The sequence below is a fragment of the Halomonas sp. E19 genome (assembly GCF_052439355.1).
In the GTDB taxonomy this organism is placed as follows: Bacteria; Pseudomonadota; Gammaproteobacteria; order Pseudomonadales; family Halomonadaceae; genus Halomonas.
This window is the reverse complement of record NZ_JBNFWU010000001.1, coordinates 2,645,143-2,660,742: the sequence shown is the minus strand read 5'-3', so window position 1 is coordinate 2,660,742 and position 15,600 is coordinate 2,645,143. Positions and strand designations below refer to the sequence as shown.

Annotated in this window: 9 protein-coding genes and 4 pseudogenes; all 13 read left to right on the top strand. The window is 67.3% G+C overall.

What is annotated here, in order from left to right:
- Window position 1: 1 nt before the first annotated feature.
- Window positions 2-559, top strand: a complete 558-nt coding sequence (gene frr, locus ACUDAL_RS13895; protein WP_444678533.1) for a ribosome recycling factor — start codon at window positions 2-4, stop codon at window positions 557-559.
- Between the two features lie 61 nt (window positions 560-620).
- Entirely contained in the window at window positions 621-1,391 is a 771-nt protein-coding gene (uppS, locus tag ACUDAL_RS13890) for a polyprenyl diphosphate synthase (protein WP_444678532.1), read from the top strand.
- Complete coding sequence (locus tag ACUDAL_RS13885; protein WP_444678531.1) at window positions 1,384-2,184, top strand: phosphatidate cytidylyltransferase; 801 nt, start codon at window positions 1,384-1,386, stop codon at window positions 2,182-2,184. The genes uppS and ACUDAL_RS13885 overlap by 8 nt, the downstream gene beginning before the upstream one ends.
- A 2-nt stretch (window positions 2,185-2,186) precedes the next feature.
- A pseudogene (ispC, locus tag ACUDAL_RS13880) lies at window positions 2,187-3,367 on the top strand (1-deoxy-D-xylulose-5-phosphate reductoisomerase).
- Window positions 3,368-3,409: 42 nt separating this feature from the next.
- Window positions 3,410-4,766 (top strand): annotated as a pseudogene (gene rseP, locus ACUDAL_RS13875) (RIP metalloprotease RseP).
- Window positions 4,767-4,894: 128 nt separating this feature from the next.
- A pseudogene (gene bamA / locus ACUDAL_RS13870) lies at window positions 4,895-7,233 on the top strand (outer membrane protein assembly factor BamA).
- Window positions 7,234-7,258: 25 nt separating this feature from the next.
- Window positions 7,259-7,762, top strand: coding sequence for an OmpH family outer membrane protein (locus ACUDAL_RS13865; RefSeq protein WP_444678530.1), 504 nt, complete (start codon window positions 7,259-7,261; stop codon window positions 7,760-7,762).
- Window positions 7,763-7,807: 45 nt separating this feature from the next.
- Window positions 7,808-8,848, top strand: a complete 1,041-nt coding sequence (gene lpxD, locus ACUDAL_RS13860) for a UDP-3-O-(3-hydroxymyristoyl)glucosamine N-acyltransferase (protein WP_444678529.1) — start codon at window positions 7,808-7,810, stop codon at window positions 8,846-8,848.
- 123 nt (window positions 8,849-8,971) lie between these two features.
- On the top strand, window positions 8,972-9,415 hold the full coding sequence (gene fabZ / locus ACUDAL_RS13855; RefSeq protein WP_444678528.1) for a 3-hydroxyacyl-ACP dehydratase FabZ: 444 nt from the start codon (window positions 8,972-8,974) through the stop codon (window positions 9,413-9,415).
- Window positions 9,412-10,179: an acyl-ACP--UDP-N-acetylglucosamine O-acyltransferase gene (gene lpxA, locus ACUDAL_RS13850; RefSeq protein ID WP_444678527.1), complete on the top strand. Its 768-nt coding sequence runs from the start codon at window positions 9,412-9,414 to the stop codon at window positions 10,177-10,179. Before fabZ ends, lpxA begins: the two co-directional genes overlap by 4 nt.
- 23 nt (window positions 10,180-10,202) lie before the next feature.
- The gene (lpxB, locus tag ACUDAL_RS13845; RefSeq protein ID WP_444678526.1) at window positions 10,203-11,423 is read left to right on the top strand and encodes a lipid-A-disaccharide synthase; all 1,221 of its coding nucleotides are present in this window, start codon (window positions 10,203-10,205) and stop codon (window positions 11,421-11,423) included.
- Between the two features lie 19 nt (window positions 11,424-11,442).
- Window positions 11,443-12,030: a ribonuclease HII gene (gene rnhB / locus ACUDAL_RS13840; RefSeq protein ID WP_444679386.1), complete on the top strand. Its 588-nt coding sequence runs from the start codon at window positions 11,443-11,445 to the stop codon at window positions 12,028-12,030.
- 28 nt (window positions 12,031-12,058) lie between these two features.
- A pseudogene (gene dnaE, locus ACUDAL_RS13835) lies at window positions 12,059-15,561 on the top strand (DNA polymerase III subunit alpha).
- The last annotated feature ends 39 nt before the right edge of the window (window positions 15,562-15,600 follow it).

Sequence of the window (15,600 nt, the reverse complement as noted above, 5' to 3'; positions counted from 1 at the left end):
CGTGATCAATGAGATCCAGAAAGATGCCGAAAGCCGCATGAAGAAGAGCCTCGACGCCCTTCATGCCAATTTCAACAAGATCCGTACCGGGCGTGCCCACGCCAGCATTCTCGATTCGGTCACCGTGGACTACTACGGCAGCCAGGTACCGCTCAATCAGGTGGCTTCGGTCAACGTCGAGGACGCCCGCACCCTCTCGGTGGTGCCCTGGGAGCAGAACATGGTGCCCAAGATCGAGAAGGCGATCATGAGCTCCGACCTGGGCCTCAACCCCTCCAGCGCCGGCAATGTCATCCGCGTGCCGATGCCGATGCTGACCGAAGAGACCCGCAAGGGCTACATCAAGCAGGCCCGCGCCGAGGCCGAGAACGGCCGGGTGGCAGTGCGCAACGTGCGTCGCGATGCCAACAACGATCTCAAGAACCTGCTCAAGGAGAAGGAGATCTCCGAGGACGAGCAGCGCCGTGCCGAGGATGTCATTCAGAAGCTGACCGATAAGTATATCGCCGAGATTGACAAGCAGCTCGAAGTGAAGGAACACGACCTGATGCAGGTCTGAGCCGCGCCGGGCACGGCCTGTGTGCCGCTGCCCGGTCCTCCCATCCCCATTGCGAGACATCATGACGTCAGCGCAAACCCCAGAGTCGCAGCCGGCCGCGTTCGGTTCGAACGTGCCGCGACATGTGGCCATCATCATGGACGGCAACAACCGCTGGGCGCGCGCCCACGGATTATCCGGAGTGCGCGGGCACCGCGCCGGCGTGGAAGCCGTACGCGCCGTGATCCGGCGCGCCGCCGAGCGCGGCGTACAAACCCTGACCCTGTTCGCCTTCTCCAGCGAGAACTGGCGCCGCCCCGAAGCGGAAGTCAGCGCGCTGATGGAGCTCTTCCTCCTCGCGCTCAAGCGGGAAGTGAAGAAGCTCCATGACAACGATATCCGCCTCACGGTGATCGGTGATCGCACTGCCTTCTCCGCCTCGATCCAGAAGTACATCGCCCGCGCCGAGGCGCTGACCCGCGACAACCGGCGCATGCACCTGGTGATCGCGGCCAACTACGGCGGCCAGTGGGACATCACCGAGGCGGCGCGGCGACTGGCTCTCAAGAGCCGGAACGGCGAGCTGGACCCGGCGGCCATCGACGAGGCGCGCCTGCAGCAGGAGCTGTGCCTGGGCGACGATGCCCCGGTGGATCTGTGCATCCGTACCAGCGGCGAGCAGCGCATCTCCAACTTCCTGCTGTGGCAGATGGCCTATGCCGAGCTCTACTTCACGCCACAGCTGTGGCCCGACTTCGACGGCGAGTCCTTCGATCTCGCCCTCGACGACTTCCGCCGACGGCAGCGCCGCTTCGGCATGACCGACGAACAGATCGAGGCTGAGGGTGCTTAGACAGCGAGTCATTACGGCGGTGTGGCTGGCGCCGCTGATGCTGGCCGGCCTGTTCGGCCTTTCCGGCAGCGCCTTCGCCGCCTTTACCGGGGGCATCGTGCTGCTGGCCACCTGGGAATGGACCAATCTGGCCGGGGTCGGAGAGACGACTCGGCGGCTGGCCCTGGTGGCGGGCATGGCGCTGCTGATGCTCGTGCTGTGGGGAGCGGGCGCCGCGCTGTCGGTCGGGCTCCTGTGGCTGGCGCTGGCGGGCTGGCTGGTCAACCTCTACTGGATCGTTCAGTACCCTGCGCGCAGTGAACAGTGGCAGTCCATGGCCATGCGCCTGGCCATGGGGCTGTGGGTGCTGCTGCCGACCTGGGTCGGCTTCAACGTGCTGCGCGATACCGGCGGCATCTGGCTGCTCTACGTGCTGCTGCTGGTATGGGGAGCCGACATCGGCGCCTATTTCAGCGGCCGCGCCTGGGGCCGGCGCAAGCTGGCGCCGGCGGTCAGCCCGGGCAAGTCGTGGGAAGGCGTGGCCGGTGGGATGTCGGTGACGCTGGTGCTGGCGCTGGTATTCGCCACCTGGCAGGAGCTGGGTGCGGCGGCCGGCCTGGGGCTGATCGTGGTCACGGCGATCGTGACGCTGGTCTCGGTGATGGGCGACCTGTTCGAGAGCATGCTCAAGCGCTTCCGCGGCATCAAGGACTCCAGCAACCTGCTGCCGGGCCATGGCGGCGTGCTCGACCGCATCGACAGCCTGACGGCGGCGGTGCCGCTGTTCGCGCTGCTCTCGCTGGGAGTGCTGTAAGCATGCGGCAGCAGTGCGTCACGGTACTGGGGGCGACCGGCTCTATCGGCAAAAGTACGCTCGACGTAGTGGCGCGGCACCCCGAGCGCTACCGGGTGCATGCGCTGACCGCGCATCGCTCTCGCGAGGCGCTGTTGGCGCAGTGCCTGCGCCATCGCCCCCGCATGGCGGTGCTGGGCACGGAGCACGATGCCGCCTGGCTGCGCGCCCGGCTGACCGAGGCGGGGCTGGCCGTGGAGGTGCGCGCCGGCGACGAGGCACTCGTCGAGGCAGCCGGTGCGGTCGAGGTCGACGTGGTGATGGCAGCCATCGTCGGCGCCGCGGGGCTGTTGCCGACGCTGGCCGCGGTGCGCGGCGGCAAGCGCGTGCTGCTGGCCAACAAGGAAGCGCTGGTGATGTCCGGGGCGCTATTCATGGAAGCCGTCGAGCGCCATGGCGCCACGCTGCTGCCGATCGATTCCGAACATAATGCTATCTACCAGTGTCTACCCTCCGAGCATCGCGGCGGCCTGGCGCGCCATGGCGTGACGCAGCTGCTGCTGACCGCTTCCGGCGGGCCGTTCCGCGGCTGGAGCGCGGCACGGCTGGCTAGCGTCACCCCGGAACAGGCCTGCGCGCATCCCAACTGGTCGATGGGTCGCAAGATCTCCGTGGACAGTGCCACCCTGATGAACAAGGGGCTGGAGCTGATCGAGGCGTGCTGGCTGTTCGATGCGCGGCCGGAGCAGATCCAGGTGGTGGTGCATCCGCAAAGTGTGATCCACTCGATGGCTGCCTATAGCGACGGCTCGGTGCTGGCGCAGTTGGGCAACCCCGACATGCGCACGCCGATCGCCTACGGCCTGGCGTGGCCGGAGCGCATCGATGCCGGGGTCGAGGCGCTGGACCTGTTCCAGATCGCCCGGCTCGACTTCGAGGCGCCCGACGAGCGCGCCTTCCCTGCCTGCGCCTGGCGCGTGACGCCATGGCAGCGGGCGGCACGGCGCCCGCGGTGCTCAATGCCGCCAACGAGGTGGCGGTGGACGCCTTCCTGTCCGGCCGGCTGCCCTTCGTCGGCATCGGCGAGCTGGTCGAGGCGACCCTGAATGCCCTGCCGGTGGAGGCGGGGCGCGATCTCGACACCATTCTTGCGATGGATGCGCACGCACGCACGCTGGCCAGGCAGTGGCTGCAACAGCGCTGAGCCTGCCGCACTCGCTTACACGTCATCATCAAGGAGGCTGACTTGGGCCTGATCCAGAACATACTGGCCGTCATCGTGGTGCTGGGTCTGCTGATCACCTTCCACGAGTTCGGTCACTACTGGGTGGCGCGTCGCTGCGGCGTGCGGGTGCTGCGCTTTTCGGTGGGGTTCGGCAAGCCGATCTGGTCGCGGGTCGACCGCCACGGAACCGAGTTCGCCGTGGCGGCGATTCCGCTCGGCGGCTACGTCAAGATGCTCGATGAGCGCGAAGCCCGGTGCCCGAGGCGCAGTTGCACGAAGCCTTCAACCGCAAGACGGTGTGGCAGCGTATCGCCATCGTTGCCGCCGGCCCGCTGGCCAACTTCCTGCTCGCCATCGTCGCCTACTGGGCGCTATTCGTTGCCGGCATGACCACCGTGGCTCCGGTGGTGGGAGGGGTGGTGCCGGACTCCCCGGCGGCGCGCAGCGGTCTTTCCAGCGGCCAGGAGATCGTGGCGGTACAGGGCGACGCCGTGCGCTCGTGGGAGGAGATCAACCTGCGGCTGGTGGCGCTGATCGGACTCAGCGGCGATCTCGTCGTGGAGGCCCGCGACGGAACCTCGGAGCGGACTCGCGAGCATCGCCTGCCGGTGCAGAGCTACCTGGTCCGCCAGGATCCACCGCAGCCGCTGGCGACGCTGGGCATCACCCCTGGCAGCCGCCGTTCCCGGCTGTGCTGGGGCAGGTGATCGAGGGTGAAGCCGCGGCCCGGGCGGGACTTGCCAGCGGCGATGAGGTGCTGAGCGTCAACGGCCGTGCGGTGGATGACTGGATGGCGTTCGTCAACACCGTGCGCGAAAGTCCGGGAGAGGCGCTGGCACTCGAGGTGGCGCGTGGCGATACGCGCTTCGAGACGACCCTGGTGCCGGGCGAGCGCGAGCTCGAGGGCGGCGCCTCGATCGGCTATGTCGGGGCCGGCGTGGCCCCGGTGGAGTGGCCGGAGGAATTCCGCCGCGAGATTCGCTACGGTCCGGTGGCCGCGATCGGCCAGGCGGTGTCGCGTACCGGCGAGATGACGGTGCTGACCCTCGATGCCATCCGCAAGATGCTGGTGGGGCTGATCTCGCCCACCAACCTGTCCGGCCCCATCACCATCGCCCAGATGGCCGGGGACACGGCACGCTCCGGCCTGGAGACCTTCGTCAGTTTCCTGGCTTACCTCTCCATCAGCCTGGCGGTGCTCAACCTGCTGCCGATACCGGTGCTGGATGGCGGCCATCTGCTTTATTATTTCGTCGAGGCGGTTCGCGGGCGGCCGGTATCCGAGCAGGTCCAGGCGATCGGGCTGCGCATCGGCCTGGCCATGGTCGCCACGCTGATGCTGATGGCCTTGTATTTCGATTTAATGCGTCTCTGGTAGCGAGCGACTCATCCCCCACTGGGGGCGCACAGGGCGGAGCGTCGCTCCAGCCTTGTCAGTCACCCGCACATATGTATAAGGTGCCTGTTCTGGATAGGCAGGCGGATCAACGCGAGCGAAGCGACTGCATGAAGATCAAGACCCTCGGATTGGCGGCACTGCTGCTGGCCAGTTCCACTACGGTGCTGGCCGAACCTTTCGAAGTTACCGATATTCGCGTGGAGGGATTGCAGCGGGTTTCCGCGGCTTCCGTCTTCAACGCCTTTCCCATCAGCGCTCGCGATCGCGTGGATGACCGGGAGCTGGCCGAAGCGGTCCGCAGCCTGTTCGCCACCGGGCTGTTCGACGATATCGAGCTTGCCCGCGACGGCGACGTCTTGGTGATCCAGGTCGTCGAGCGGCCGACCATCTCGCGGCTCAACATCAGCGGCAATCGCCGGCTCTCCGAAAGCGACCTGCGCGATGGCCTGCGCCAGGCGGGCCTGGTCGAAGGCCAGGTGCTGCAGATCTCGACCCTGGAGGAGATCCAGCGCGAGCTCGAGGGCGTCTATCAGGCGCAGGGCCGCTACAGCGCCCGCATCGAGACCAATGTGCGCGAGATCGACCAGGGACGGGTCCAGGTCGACATCGAGATCAACGAAGGGGCGGTGGCCAAGATCCGCCAGATCAATATCGTCGGCAACCGCCACTTCGATGACGACCAGCTGCGCGATGTGTTCGAGCTCAACGACCGTCCCGGTCGTTTCTTCGGCTGGTTCTCCCGCGACGAATATTCCCGCGAGGCGCTGGCTGGCGACCTGGAGCGGCTGCGCTCGTTCTATCTCGACCGTGGCTACGTCAACTTCGCCATCACCTCCACCCAGGTCTCGATCAGCCCCGACAAGTCGCAGATCTTCGTCACCGTCAACGTCGACGAGGGCAGCCAGTTCCGCCTTGGCGACATCCGCTTCGCCGGCGATCTGCAGATCAGCGAGCGCGAGGCGCGCGAGCTGCTGCAGGTCGAGCGTGGCCAGATCTTCTCGCGCACCGACGTCACTGCCTCCACCGAGGCGTTGCGCTCGCGGCTTGGGGCCGAGGGGTTCGCCTTCGCGCGCGTCGACGGCGTACCGGAGCCCGGTGCCGACGGTACCGTGAACCTGACCTTCCGCGTCGAGCCGGGTCAGCGTGCCTACGTGCGGCGCATCAACTTCATCGGCAACACCAGCACCCAGGATGAGGTGCTGCGCCGCGAGATGATCCAGATGGAGGGGGCGCCGGCCTCCACCGAGTCGATCAGCCAGTCGCGCCGGCGCCTCGAGCGCCTGGGCTTCTTCCGCCAGGTGGAGGTGGAAACCCAGCCGGTGGCCGGCGAGCCCGACAAGCTCGACGTCACCTATACCGTCGAGGAGCAGCCCTCCGGCTCGATCTCGGCAAGCGTCGGCTTCTCCCAGAGCGCCGGGGTGATCTACGGCCTGGCGCTGGCCCAGAACAACTTCCTGGGCACCGGCAACCGGGTCAACATCGGTGCGCAGCGCAGCGATACCTTCACCAGCCTCAACTTCGGCTTCACCGACCCGTACTGGACGCTGGACGGCATCTCGCGCGGCTACAACCTGTTCTACCGCGAGACCGACTACGAAGACTCCGACATCTCGACCTACTCCACCGACGCCTACGGTGCGGGGATCAATTTCGGCTACCCGGTCAGCGAGCTGTCGCGGCTCAACTTCGGCGCCAGCGTCGAGGACCTGACGGTCAAGACCTACCGCGACACGGCCTCCGAGATCGTGCGCTACGTCGAGGACCAGGGCGACAACGCCCAGAGCCTCAAGCTGACCGCCAGCTGGACGCGCAACAACCTGAACCGCGGCATCATGCCGACCGACGGCAACTACCAGCGCCTGGCGCTGGAAACCGCCGCCCCGGGCAGCGACGCCGACTACGTCAAGCTGCGCGCCCGCACCCAGCAGCTGTTCCCGCTCAACGAGGAGCAGTCGTGGGTGCTGAAGTTCGGCACCACCCTGGGCTATGCCGACAGCATCGGCAGCGATCCCTATCCGTTCTACGAGAACTTCTTTGCCGGCGGCCTCGGCTCGGTGCGTGGCTTCACCGCCAACACCCTGGGCGAGCGCACCACGCCGCGCGAGGCGGGCGCGACCGTACCCTGGGCGGCAACGTGCTGGTCGAAGGCAGCGCCGAGCTGCTCTTCCCGCTGCCCTTCGTCGAGGACCACCGCTCGCTGCAGACCGGCTTCTTCCTCGATGCCGGCAACACCTTCCTGACCAGCTGCTACGACGTGATGCCGGAAGACCAGCCGTCGCGCTGCACGTCGGGCGTCGACCTGGGCGAGCTGCGCTACAGCGTGGGCATCGGGCTCTCCTGGCTGACCCCGGTGGGGCCGCTGACCTTCAGCATTGCCGAGCCGCTCAACGACAAGAGCGGTGACGATACCCAGTTCTTCCAATTCTCCCTGGGCCAGACCTTCTGATCCGATTCGCTCGAGGAATCATGCAATGCGCAAGTTTTCCGCCATTCTCTGCCTGGGTCTGTTCGGCGCCCTGGCCCTTCCTGCCCAGGCGGCGGATGTCGCCGTGCTGGACTGGCGCCAGGCGCTGCTGACTTCCGATGCCGCCCAGCGCTCGATGGAGCAGATGGAGAGCCGGCTGAGCGGTCAGCAGCAGGAGGCGCAGTCGCTGGGCCAGGAGCTCCAGCAGCTGCAGCAGCGGCTGCAGCAGGGCGGCAGCCTTCCCGACGCCGAGCGCCAGTCGCTGCTGCAGGAATTCCAGCAGAAGGGCAGCCGCTTCGAGCAGCTTCGCCAGCAGATCTTCGAGGAGCAGATGCGCTCGGAGCAGGCCTTCCTGCGGGAAGCCGAGCCCAAGCTCGAGCGTGCCGTCGAGCAGGTGATCCAGCGTCACGGCGTCCAGGTGCTGGTGGAGCCGCAAGGCGTGCTGCACTCCGAGATCGACCTGCCGAACCTGACGCGGGAAGTGACCGAGATCCTCAATTCGCTCAACTGATCCGTCGCGACGGTTAACCGCGCGCGCTGCCGACTTCGGATACCCATGACACAGCCATCACGCCCCCAGCTCACCCTTCAGGACATTGCCGACCGGCTCGGTGCCCGGCTCGTCGGCGACGGTTCACGCCGCCTCTCCGGGCTGGCTACCTTGAAGCGGGCAGGCCCCGACCAGATCGCCTTCGTGGCCAACCGCTCCTACCTCAAGGACCTGGCCGCCACCCGCGCGGGCGCCGTGCTGCTGCATCCGGAGCATGCGGCCTCGTGTCCGGTGGACAGGCTCGAGCTGGACAACCCCTACCTCGGCTATGCCCAGGTGTCGCGCCTGTTCGACCCGATCCTGGCCCAGCCGAGCGGCGGCATTCATGCCTCGGCGGTGGTCGCCGAGGACGTGGCCATCGGTGAGCGCGTCGAGATCGGGCCCAATGCGGTGATCGAGGCCGGCGTCGAGCTGGGCGACGAGGTGGTGATCGGCGCCGGCTGCTTCATCGGGGCCGGCACCCGTATCGGCGCGCAGTCGCTGCTGCATGCCAACGTCACCGTCAGCCATGGCGTGTCCATCGGCCGGCGCGCCATCCTACACAGCGGCTGCGTGATCGGCGGCGATGGCTTCGGCTTTGCCCATGACGGTCGCGGCTGGCACAAGATCGCCCAGCTCGGCGGCGTGGTGCTGGGCGACGACGTCGAGGTGGGCAGTTGTTCGAGCATCGACCGCGGCGCACTGGACGACACCGTGATCGGCAACGACGTCAAGATCGACAGCCAGGTGCAGATTGCGCACAACGTCCACATCGGCGACCACACCGCGCTGGCCGGCTGCGTCGGTATCGCCGGTTCCACCCGGATCGGGCGCAACTGCCTGCTGGGCGGGGGCGTGGGGATCTCCGGCCACCTGACGATCTGCGACGGCGTGCAGGTCACCGGCATGAGTCTGGTGACCAATTCGATACACGAGGCGGGCATCTATTCATCCGGCACCGGGGCCATGCACAACGCCCAGTGGCGCAAGAACGCGGTGCGCTTCAAGCAGCTCGACGACATCGCCCGTCGACTGACGCGGCTGGAGAAGCGCGGCGAGCAGGGTTGAGCCGGCGACGCGCGACGCTATAATCCATCGCCTGCCCGGCCGACGTGCGGGCGTATCGGGAAGCCTGAGGCAGCCACCTGCTGCCTTGCCTGGCTTCCCTACTTCATTTCAGAGGTCGCTACGATGGTAATGGACATCAACGAGATTCGAGATTATCTACCGCACCGCTACCCGTTCCTGCTGATCGATCGGGTGACGGCGCTGAGCCTCGGCGAATCCATCGTTGCCTACAAGAACGTCAGCATCAACGAGCCGTTCTTCAACGGCCACTTCCCCCACCACCCGATCATGCCCGGCGTGCTGGTGCTTGAAGCCCTGGCCCAGGCCTGCGGTATCCTGGGGTTCAAGACCGTCAACAAGCTGCCCGCCGACGGCTACGTCTATTATCTGGTAGGCAGCGACAACGTGCGCTTCAAGCGGCCGGTCATGCCGGGCGACCGCCTGGTGCTGGAAGCCAAGGTCGAGCGTGAAAAGCGCGGCATCTGGAAGTTCGCCTGCCGTGCTACCGTAGACGGTGAACTGGTCTGCGAGGCCGATATCATCTGTGCTGAGAGGAAGGTTGCTTGATTCATTCCACAGCCATCGTCGATCCCAGCGCCCGCTTGGCCGAAGATGTCGAGGTCGGGCCCTTTTCCGTGATTGGACCCGACGTCGAGATCGGGCCCGGCAGCCGCATCGGGCCGCATGTGGTCATCAAGGGGCCCACCGTGCTCGGTGCACGCACCCGGATCTTCCAGTTCGCCTCGGTGGGCGAGGACTGCCAGGACAAGAAATACGCCGGTGAGCCGACGCGGCTGATCATGGGCGACGACAACGTCATTCGCGAGGGCGTGACCCTGCACCGCGGCACCGCGCAGGATCGCGGCGAGACCGTCATCGGCTCGCGCAACCTGTTCATGGCCTACTGCCACGTGGGCCACGACTGCCTGATCGGCAGCGACTGCGTCTTCGCCAACCAGGTCACCCTGGCCGGCCATGTCACTATCGGCAACTTCGTCATCCTCGGCGGCCTCTCCGCCATTCATCAGTTCTGCCACGTCGGGGCCCACGCCATGGCCGGCGGCGGCTCGATCATTACCAAGGACACCCCGGCCTACGTGCTGATCAACGGCAACCCTGCCGCGGCCCATGGGTTGAACCTGGTCGGACTGAAGCGGCGCGGCTTTTCCGCCGAGGCGATCAAGGCGCTGGGCGATGCCTACCGGCTGGTTTATCGCCAGGGCCTGACCGTGGCCCAGGCGCTCGAGGAGATCCGCAGCCGCTATGCGCTGCCTGAAACCGAAGCCTTTGCCGCTTCCATCGAGATTTCGTCGCGCGGCATCGTTCGCTGAGCTGGCGTCGAAACGGGTCTGATATGAGCCAGCTTGCGCGTGTCTACATTGTCGCCGGAGAGATGTCCGGCGACCTGCTCGGCGCCAGCCTGATGCGTGCGCTCAAGGCGCGTCATCCCGGCGTCGAGTTCCGCGGCATCGGCGGCCCGGGCATGCTTGCCGAAGGCATCGACAGCCGCTTTCCTCTCGAGACGCTCTCGGTGATGGGCCTGGTCGAGGTGCTCAAGCACCTGCCCGAGCTGATCCGGGTGCGACGCACGCTGCGTGCCGACGCCCTGGCCTGGCGGCCGGACGTGATGATCGGTATCGATGCCCCCGACTTCAACCTCGGCCTGGAGCGCCAGCTGCGCGAGGCGGGGCTCGCTACCGTGCACTATGTCAGCCCCACCGTCTGGGCCTGGCGCCAGGGGCGGGTCAAGGGCATCGCCAGGTCGGTCGATGCGATGCTCACCTTCCTGCCCTTCGAAGCTGCCTTCTACGCGCAGCACCACCTCCCGGTGGCCTTCGTCGGGCATCCGCTGGCCGACGAGCTGCCGCTGGTCAACGATCGCGGTGCGGCACGAGAGGAAATCGGCCTGCCGCTCGATGCCCAGGTGCTGGCCGTTCTGCCGGGCTCCCGAGCCAACGAGATCCGCTTTCTCGGTGAAACCTTCCTCGACGCCGCCGAGCGGCTGTGCCGCGAACGCCCCGACTTGCGCGTCGTGATACCGGCGGCCACCCCGCTGCGCCGCCAGGAGCTTGAACGCCTGCTGGACGCCAGGCCGCTGCTGGCCGAGCGGCTGACGCTGCTCGATGGCCAGGCGCGCCAGGCGATGGTTGCCAGCGACGCCGTGCTGCTCGCCTCGGGCACCGCCGCCCTGGAGGCGATGCTGTGCCACCGTGCCATGCTGGTGGCCTACCGCATGGCGCCGCTCACCCACTGGTTGGCCAGCCGCCTGGTCAAGACGCCCTGGATCTCGCTGCCTAACCTGATCGCCCAGGCGTCGATGGTGCCGGAGCTGATCCAAGATGCCGCCACGCCCGAGGCCATCGTCGAACGCCTCGGGCCGATGCTCGATGACGGCGAGGCACGTGGCGCTCTGGAGGCACGCTTCGCCGCGCTGCACGCCGGGCTGCAGCGCAACGCCAGCGCCAGGGCGGTGGAAGCCATCGAAGCCGTGGTGGCGGGCCGCCCACTGCCCGAGTCGCTGGCCAGCGAGGCAATGGTGTCCGATTCAGGAAGCGTCGGCAGGAGCGAGACATGAACGTGGCGGCCTTTCCCCGCTGGTGATCGACTACCAGGGCCACCTGCTGGCCGGCGTCGATGAAGTGGGCCGCGGCCCGCTGGTCGGCGCGGTGGTCGCCGCGGCGGTGATCCTCGATCCGCTGCGTCCCATTGCCGGCCTGACCGACTCCAAGAAGCTCGCGCCGCAGCGTCGCGTGGAACTGGACGCGGAGATCCGCGACAAGGCGCTGGCCTTCGCCGTGGCCGAGGCGAGCCATGCCGAAGTCGATGCGCTGAACATCTACCATGCTACCCACCTGGCCATGCGCCGGGCGATCGATGCGCTGACGCTGCAGCCCGAATATCTGCTGGTCGACGGCAATCGGCTCCCGGGCCATCCGCTGCCCGGCCAGGCGGTGGTGAAGGGTGACGCCAGGCATCCGGCCATCGCCGCCGCTTCGATACTCGCCAAGGTGGCGCGTGACGCCCAGATGGTGGCGCTCGACGGCCTCTATCCCGAATATGGTTTCTCCCGCCACAAGGGCTATGCCACGCCCGAGCACCTGGCGGCGCTGGAACGCCTCGGGCCCTTGCCCGAGCATCGTCGCTCCTTCGCCCCGATCAAGGGGCAGTTAGAGCTGCTCTGACCATTTACCGCCAAGCCCCGAGCCTCTTATGACCCCGCCTTTCGTCCACCTGCGCGTTCATACCGAATATTCCCTGGTCGACGGCCTGGTGCGGCTCAAGCCGCTGGTCAAGGCCACTGCCGAGCAGGGCATGCCGGCACTGGCCGTGACCGACGAGGCCAACCTGTTCGGCCTGGTCAAGTTCTACCGCGGCGCCCAGGAGCGGGCCTCAAGCCGATCATCGGCGCCGACCTGTGGCTCGCCAACCCGCATGACGAGACGCACCCCTACCGGCTGACCCTGCTGGCGATGAACGACACCGGCTATCGCAACCTCACCGAGCTGATCTCGCGGGGCTGGATGGAAGGGCAGCGCCAGGGGCGGGCGCTGCTGGAGAAGGCCTGGGTGCTGGCGCAGAGCGAGGGCCTGATCGCGCTCTCAGGTGGCCGCGAAGGGGAGATCGGCCGCCACCTGCTGGCCGACCATCGCGACGAGGCGCATGTGCTGCTCGAGGAGTGGCAGGCGGCCTTCCCGGAGCGCTTCTACCTGGAGCTGACCCGCACCGGGCGGCCGCTGGAGGAGGAGTGCGTGCACCTCTCGGTGGCGCTGGCCGTGGCCACGGGCACGCCGGTGGTGGCGACCAACGACGTGCGCTTCCTCGAGCGTGACGACTTCTGGGCCCACGAGACCCGGGTCGCCATCGGTGAGGGCAAGGCGCTGGACGACCCGCGCCGCGAGCGCAAGTACACCGAAGAGCAGTACCTCAAGAGCCCGGCGGAGATGGCCGAGCTGTTCGCCGACATCCCCGAGGCGCTCGAGAACAGCGTGATGATCGCCGCGCGCTGCAGCGTCGACGTGCGTCTGGGCGAGATATTCCTGCCGGAGTTCGAGATTCCCGAGGGCATGACCCAGGACGAATTCTTCCGCAAGGTCTCCCACGACGGCCTCGACGAGCGCCTTGACTTCCTCTACCCGGTCGAGACGTACCCGCGCGACGGCGCCGAGTACGTCGAGATCGACAAGCGCTATCGCGAGCGGCTGGACTTCGAGCTCGACATCATCATTCAGATGGGCTTCCCCGGCTACTTCCTGATCGTGATGGACTTCATCAAGTGGGCCAAGGACAACGACGTGCCGGTGGGACCGGGGCGGGGCTCGGGTGCCGGCTCGCTGGTGGCCTACGCGCAGAAGATCACCGACCTCGATCCGCTGGAGTACGACCTGCTGTTCGAGCGCTTCCTCAACCCCGAGCGGGTCTCGATGCCCGACTTCGACGTCGACTTCTGCATGGAGAAGCGCGACCGGGTGATCGAGTACGTGGCCGACCGCTACGGGCGCAACGCGGTGTCGCAGATCGTCACCTTCGGCACCATGGCCGCCAAGGCGGTGGTGCGCGACGTGGCCCGCGCCCAGGGCAAGCCCTATTCGCTGGGTGACAAGCTCTCCAAGCTGATCCCCTTCGAGGTGGGCATGACCCTGGCCAAGGCCATCGAGGCGGAGCCGGCGCTCAAGGAGTTCGTCGAGAACGACGAGGAGGCCGCCGAGATCTGGGAGATGGCGCTCAAGCTCGAGGGCATCACCCGCGGCACCGGCAAGCACGCCGGCGGCGTGGTGATCGCGCCGACCAAGCTCACCGACTTCTCGCCGCTGCTGTGCGACGAGGAGGGCAACGGCCTGGTGGTGCAGTTCGACAAGAACGACATCGAGGAGGCCGGGCTGGTCAAGTTCGACTTCCTCGGCCTGCGCACCCTGACCATCATCGACTGGGCGCTGGAGATGGTCGACAAGGTGCGCGCCGTGAAGGGCGAGGGGCCGCTCAATATCGACCGCATTCCGCTCGACGATGCGCCGACCTTCGAGATGCTCAAGCGCGCCGAGACCACGGCGGTGTTCCAGCTCGAATCGCGCGGCATGAAGGAGCTCATCAAGCGCCTGCTGCCTGACTCGCTGGAGGACATGATCGCCCTCGTCGCCCTGTTCCGCCCGGGGCCGCTGCAGTCGGGCATGGTCGACGACTTCATCAACCGCAAGCACGGCCGCGCCGAGCTCGCCTACCCGCATCCGGACTACCAGCACGAGTGGCTCAAGCCGGTGCTCGAGCCCACCTACGGCATCATCCTCTACCAGGAGCAGGTGATGCAGATAGCCCAGGTGTTGGCGGGCTACAGCCTGGGCCAGGCCGACATGCTGCGCCGCGCCATGGGCAAGAAGAAACCCGAGGAGATGGCCAAGCAGCGCAGCGGCTTCATGGAGGGCTGTGCGGCCAACGGCATCGACAAGGAGCTGGCCGGCAACATCTTCGACCTGGTGGAGAAGTTCGCCGGCTACGGCTTCAACAAGTCGCACTCGGCGGCTTACGGCCTGGTCTCCTACCAGACCGCCTGGCTCAAGACCCACTACCCCGGCCCGTTCATGGCCGCGGTGATGTCCACCGAAATGGACAACCTCGACAAGGTGGTGCCGCTGATCGAGGAGTCGCGGCGCCTCGGCCTTACCGTGACCCCGCCGGACGTCAACATCGGCGGCTACAAGTTCACCGTCGATACCGAGGGTCGCGTCGTCTACGGCCTGGGCGCCATCCGCGGCGTGGGCGAGGGGCCCATCGGCGCCATCGTCGAGGCCCGCGAGGCCGAGGGCCCGTTCAGCGACCTGTTCGACTTCTGCCGCCGGGTCGACCCCAAGCGCATGAACAAGCGCACCCTGGAGGCGTTGATCCGCTCCGGCGCCCTGGACAACTTGGGACCCAACCGGGCGGTGCTCAGCGCCGCCCTGGACGACGCCCTGCGCGCCGCAGCCCAGACCCAGACCAACCAGAACCTGGGCATGATGGACATGTTCGGCGAAGCCTTCGCCGACGACGAGACCCAGAGCGACCCCTACGAAGGCTATCGCCAGGTGCGCGAGTGGACCGACAAGGAGCGCCTGGCGGGCGAGAAGGAGACCCTGGGTCTCTATCTCACCGGGCACCCCATCGACGAATACGAGAAGGAGCTGGCCCGCTTCGTCTCGACTCGTATCAGCGACCTCAAGCCGTCGCGGGAGCCGCAGCGGGTCGCTGGCCTGGTCGTGGCGGTGCGCACCATGAAGTCCAAGCGCGGCGACACCATGGCCTTCATCACCCTGGACGACCGCACCGGACGCATCGAGGCCTCGCTGTTCGGCGAGCTGTACGATTCCCTGCGCGGCCAGATCGAGGCCGACCAGGTGCTGATCGTCGAGGGCGAGGTCTCCAGCGACGACTTCTCCGGCGGCCTGCGCCTGCGCGGCAAGGAGGTCACGCCGATGGTGGCCGCCCGCACGCGCTACGGCGAGGCGGTAGAGCTGTCGCTGGACGGCACCCGGGTCAACGGCCGGCTGGTGGAGAGCCTGCGCGAGAGCCTCATGCCGCATCGCAACGGCGACGGCCTGCCGGTGCGCCTGCGCTACCGCAACGAAGCCGCCGCCGGCTGGCTGGAGCTGGACGCCCAGTGGCGCGTGGCCCCCAGCGACGAGCTGCTGATCGCGCTGCGCGAGGTAGAGGGGCAGGACGGCGTGCGCCTCAAATACCGCTAGGCCTAAGAAAAGTGCCTGCGCTCGGTCATACGGCGTTAA

What these genes read in the sequence shown, in the direction of transcription:
- uppS (WP_444678532.1), top strand. Translation starts at nt 621, where the DNA reads ATGACGTCAGCGCAAACCCCAGAGTCGCAGCCGGCCGCGTTCGGTTCG.
- ACUDAL_RS13865 (WP_444678530.1), top strand. Translation starts at nt 7,259, where the DNA reads ATGCGCAAGTTTTCCGCCATTCTCTGCCTGGGTCTGTTCGGCGCCCTG.
- lpxD (WP_444678529.1), top strand. Translation starts at nt 7,808, where the DNA reads ATGACACAGCCATCACGCCCCCAGCTCACCCTTCAGGACATTGCCGAC.
- fabZ (WP_444678528.1), top strand. Translation starts at nt 8,972, where the DNA reads ATGGTAATGGACATCAACGAGATTCGAGATTATCTACCGCACCGCTAC.
- lpxB (WP_444678526.1), top strand. Translation starts at nt 10,203, where the DNA reads ATGAGCCAGCTTGCGCGTGTCTACATTGTCGCCGGAGAGATGTCCGGC.